This is a genomic window from uncultured Nevskia sp. (genome assembly GCF_903885465.1).
Classification (GTDB): domain Bacteria; phylum Pseudomonadota; class Gammaproteobacteria; order Nevskiales; family Nevskiaceae; genus Nevskia.
In genome coordinates this window covers 1-4,617 of sequence record NZ_CAISIQ010000220.1, presented here as the reverse complement: position 1 = coordinate 4,617, position 4,617 = coordinate 1, and the positions used below count along the sequence as shown (strand labels likewise).

The window sequence follows — 4,617 nt, the reverse complement described above, 5'->3', positions numbered from 1 at the left end:
TCATGGCGATGATCGAGGTGATGTTCGTCGACCTGTTCCAGTCGGTGATGAACGTCGTTCTGGGCAAGCTGCCGCACCTGAGCTACGCCGACGCGATGGGCCGTTTCGGCTCGGACAAGCCGGATCTGCGCAACCCGCTGGAACTGGTCGAGATCAAGGATCTCGTCGCCGATTCCGAGTTCAAGGTGTTCGCCGCACCGGCGTCCGATCCGAAGAGCCGCGTGGTGGTCATGCGGGTGCCGGGTGGCGGCAAGATTCCGCGTTCGCAGATCGACGATTACACCAAGATGGTCGGCCAGTACGGCGCCCGTGGCCTGGCCTGGATCAAGGTCAACGAGTGGACCGCGAAGGGCCGCGACGGCCTGCAGTCGCCGATCGTCAAGAATCTGTCCGACGCCGCACTCGCTGGCATCATCAGCCGCAGCGGCGCCGTCGACGGCGATCTGCTGTTTTTCGGTGCCGACAAGTACAAGATCGTCTGCGACGCCATGGGCGCGCTGCGCATCAAGGTCGGGCTCGATCACGGCTTCACCGCGCCGGGCTGGCGCGCGCTGTGGGTGGTCGACTGGCCGATGTTCGACGAGGACGACGGCCGCTGGGTGGCGCTGCATCACCCGTTCACGGCACCGAAGGTGTTCGACGTCGCCGACATCGAAGCCAACCCGGGCACCGTGTTGTCGCAGGGCTATGACCTGGTGCTCAATGGCGTGGAAGTGGGCGGCGGTTCGGTCCGTATCCATCGCGCCGATGTACAGAGCGCGGTGTTCCGCCTGCTCGGCATTTCCGACGAGGAAGCCCGCGAGAAGTTCGGCTTCCTGCTCGACGCGCTGAAGTTCGGCGCGCCGCCGCATGGCGGTATCGCGCTCGGTCTGGACCGTCTGGTGATGCTGATGACGGGCGCGAGCTCGATCCGCGAAGTGATTGCTTTCCCGAAGACCCAGACCGCCCATTGCCCGCTGACCAATGCCCCCGGCACGGTCGATGGCAAGCAGCTGCGCGAACTGTCGATCCGTTCCACTGTCTCTCCGGCAGCGGCTCCGCGTGCCGTTTCCGTTACCGAGGCCTGAGGTCCAATGATCAAGTTTCGCCTGTCGGGTGTCCGTGCCCTGTTGTCGCTGCTGTTCTGCGCAAGCCTTCTTGGCCTGTCGGGCTGTGATCCGATCGGCAGCGGTGCCGGTCCGGTCCGTCTGATCGTCAATTCGCCGGACGGCACGGTCGATGGCGCGTCCGGCCGGGTCTTCCAGTGCCTGCGCACTGGCGTTTCGGCCACCCTGGTCTTCGATGATGGCGGTCTCGCCGACTTCACTCAGCGGGTGCGCTGGACCAGTTCGAACCCGGATGTGGTACGAGTCAGCAATGGCGATGAGCCGCTGCCGTCGCCTGCGGTCGGTTTCTACCAGCCGGGTGTGCTGACGCCGATTACGCCGGGCACTTCGACGGTCACCGCGACGTTCAGCGGCTTCTCCGATTCGATCGTCATCACCGTCGGCACGCCGAGCGGTTTCTTCGTTCAGGCCAAGAATCCGCAGACCAATATCGCCACCGATATTCCCGGCGGTGCGATGCGTATCGGTCCGAATACGGCCATCGATCTCGATGTGCAGGCGATCCTCGACGGCGCAACCGTCAATGTCGATGCGGCTGCGGCCTGGGCGTTCGTCACGCCGAACACCGCGGTGGCAACGATCGATCCGGCCAGTGGCGTGATCGTCGGTGTCACCGCGGGCGATCCGCTGGTCGCCCGCGTCTCGTTCGCGTCCTGCTCGAGCACTGTGGACACCGCGATCACCGTGGCGCCGATCACGGCGATCACCATGGTGCCGCCGCCGGCGCTGGCTACCGATCCCCTGATCGTCGGCAATACTCAGCCGTTCACCGTGCTGGCCGACTTCGGCGACGGTGGACCGCAGCAAGACATCAGCCTCCAGGCGGTGTACACCTCGACGAACACGGCGGTCGCGGCCTTCAATCTGGTGCCCGGAATTACCAACCTGCTCAGCTCGCTGACGGCGGGATCAACCGATGTCAGTGCCGCGTTCACCGTCGGCAAGACGGACGCCGCCGACGGGACGGTGTTCCCGACGCAGGTGGTATCGGTCTCCACGGCGGTCGACGTGCTGAACGGTATCTCGATGGCGCCGGCCGAAGTGACGTTCCCGGCTGGCAGCAACCTGATCACGCCGCTGGTCGTCACCGGTACCTACGCCAGCGGCAAGACGCAGGACGTCACGCGCCGCACGCTGTTCACCTCGGAAAACACGGCCATCGTCAACGTCAGCAACAACACCCAGACCGCCGGTCAGGTGGTTTCTGGTGGCCCGACCGTTGGCACCGCGAAGATCACCGCCTCGGTGGCCAATCCGACCGATACCGCGGGCACGGCGCCGTTCACTGCCACGGCGTCGTTCACGACTACTGCCACGCCTACACCCGCGCCCTGAAGACGTAGCAGGGACGGCTCAGGCCGGATTGGCGCCATCGAAGATGGTGCCATTCGGTCGAGGCAGGGCCCGGGCGGGGTAGTTCGACTAAAATGACGCACTGCCGCACAGCGCCGCTGGCGGCGATCGAAGGAGGTCCGGCATGTCAGCCGCTTTGAAGATCGATCAGTTCAACCTGCTGGACGACGAGTCCTGCGATGCCCGCATCGAGGCCGCGAAAGCGATCCTCGGCGATCGTCTGGCCATTCTCGGCCATCACTACCAGCGCGACGAAGTGTTCAAGCACGCCCATTTCTCGGGCGATTCGCTGAAGCTGTCGCAGCTTGCCGCCAAGACCACGGCCGAATACATCGTGTTCTGTGGCGTGCACTTCATGGCCGAAGTCGCCGACATCGTCACCGATGGCCAGCGCAACGTGATCCTTCCCGATCTCGCCGCCGGCTGTTCGATGGCCGACATGGCGAATCTGGTCAAGGTCCGCAAGTGCTGGGAGGAGTTGTCATCGATCCTCGATCCGGACGAGATGGTCACGCCGGTCACCTACATCAATTCGGCGGCCGATCTCAAAGCCTTCTGCGGCAATCACGGCGGCATCGTCTGCACCTCGAGCAATGCCCGTGCGGTGCTCGAATGGTCGTTCGGCCGGCGCGAGAAAGTGCTGTTCTTTCCGGACCAGCATCTCGGCCGCAACACTGGCCTGACCATGGGCATCCCGCTCGAACAGATGGTCACCTGGGACTTCATGAAGCCCCGCGGCGGCCTGACCGACGACGAGATCCGCAACGCTCGGATCATCCTCTGGAAGGGCTTCTGCTCCGTACACCAGATGTTCCATCCGGCGCAGATCGAGAAGTTCCGCCGCGAAGTGCCGAACGGCCACGTCATCAGCCATCCGGAGAATTCCTACGAGGTCTGTCAGGCCTCGGATTTCGTCGGCTCCACCGAATACATCCTGCGCATCGTCCGCGCTGCCGAGCCGGGCTCGCACTGGCTGGTCGGCACCGAACTGAACCTGGTCAACCGTCTCCGCGACGAGATGAAGCCGAAGGGCGTGACCGTGCAGTTCATGTCGCCGATGGTCTGCATGTGCTCGACGATGTTCCGCACCGATCCGCAGCATCTCGCCTGGGTGCTCGACAACCTGGTTGCCGGAACCGTCGTCAACCGCATCCGGGTCCCGCAGGAGATCGCCGTGCCGGCGCGCCGCGCGCTCGATCTGATGATGGAAGTCGTCGATTAAAAAGCATTCCTCACGCCAAGACGCCAAGAAAAGCCTTGAAACGTTCTTGTGTCTTTCTTCGCGTCTTTGCGCCTTTGCGTGAACCCGTTTCCTTTCATCTTTGATCTGCAATCGCCATGTACACCAACGCCCCTGCACTCGCCCAGTCCGATCCCGAACTCAACGCCGCCCTGGTCGCCGAAGCCGGCCGTCAGGAGGCGCATATCGAGTTGATCGCGTCCGAGAACTACGCCAGCCCGGCGGTGATGGAAGCGCAGGGCGGCCAGCTGACCAACAAGTACGCCGAGGGTTATCCGGGCAAGCGTTATTACGGCGGCTGCGAGTTCGCCGACATTGCCGAGCAGCTGGCGATCGACCGCGTCAAGCAGCTGTTCAACTGCGATTACGCCAACGTGCAGCCGCATTCCGGCGCCCAGGCGAACGCGGCGATCTTCCTGTCGCTGGTCAATCCGGGCGACGTGGTGATGGGCATGAACCTGGCGCAGGGCGGTCACCTGACCCACGGCCATCCGGCGAATTTCTCCGGCAAGCAGTACAAGATCGTGCCCTACGGTCTGGACCCGGAAACCGGCCTGATCAACTACGACGAGATGGAGCGCCTGGCGCTGGAGCACAAGCCGAAGCTGCTGATCGGCGGCTTCTCGGCTTATTCGCGCGTCAAGGACTGGAAGCGGATGCGCGAGATCGCCGACAAGGTCGGCGCCTATTTCTGGGTCGACATGGCGCACGTCGCCGGTCTGGTTGCTGCCGGTGAGTACCCAAGCCCGCTGCCGTACGCCCACGTCGTCACCAGCACAACGCACAAGACGCTGCGCGGCCCGCGCGGCGGCATCATCCTCGCGGAGACGGTTGACCAGGTTCAGTTCGGTGCCGACCAGCCAGTGCGAGCCCGGCTCGGCAGCGCGGACGATGCGCAGGATGTATTCGGTGGAGCCG

At 64.2% G+C, this 4,617-nt stretch carries 4 protein-coding genes; all 4 read left to right on the top strand.

The window, feature by feature from the left end; genetic code table 11:
- A partial coding sequence (gene aspS, locus QZY06_RS08250; protein WP_295682715.1) for an aspartate--tRNA ligase occupies positions 1 to 1,067 on the top strand: 1,067 nt, incomplete at its 5' end.
- Between the two features lie 6 nt (positions 1,068 to 1,073).
- Complete coding sequence (locus tag QZY06_RS08245) at positions 1,074 to 2,441, top strand: hypothetical protein (protein WP_295682712.1); 1,368 nt, start codon at positions 1,074 to 1,076, stop codon at positions 2,439 to 2,441.
- Between the two features lie 142 nt (positions 2,442 to 2,583).
- Positions 2,584 to 3,681, top strand: a complete 1,098-nt coding sequence (nadA, locus tag QZY06_RS08240) for a quinolinate synthase NadA (protein ID WP_295682709.1) — start codon at positions 2,584 to 2,586, stop codon at positions 3,679 to 3,681.
- 116 nt (positions 3,682 to 3,797) lie between these two features.
- On the top strand, positions 3,798 to 4,617 hold an 820-nt coding region (gene glyA / locus QZY06_RS08235), incomplete at its 3' end, for a serine hydroxymethyltransferase (protein WP_295682706.1).

What these genes read in the sequence shown, in the direction of transcription:
- nadA (WP_295682709.1), top strand. Translation starts at nt 2,584, where the DNA reads ATGTCAGCCGCTTTGAAGATCGATCAGTTCAACCTGCTGGACGACGAG.
- QZY06_RS08245 (WP_295682712.1), top strand. Translation starts at nt 1,074, where the DNA reads ATGATCAAGTTTCGCCTGTCGGGTGTCCGTGCCCTGTTGTCGCTGCTG.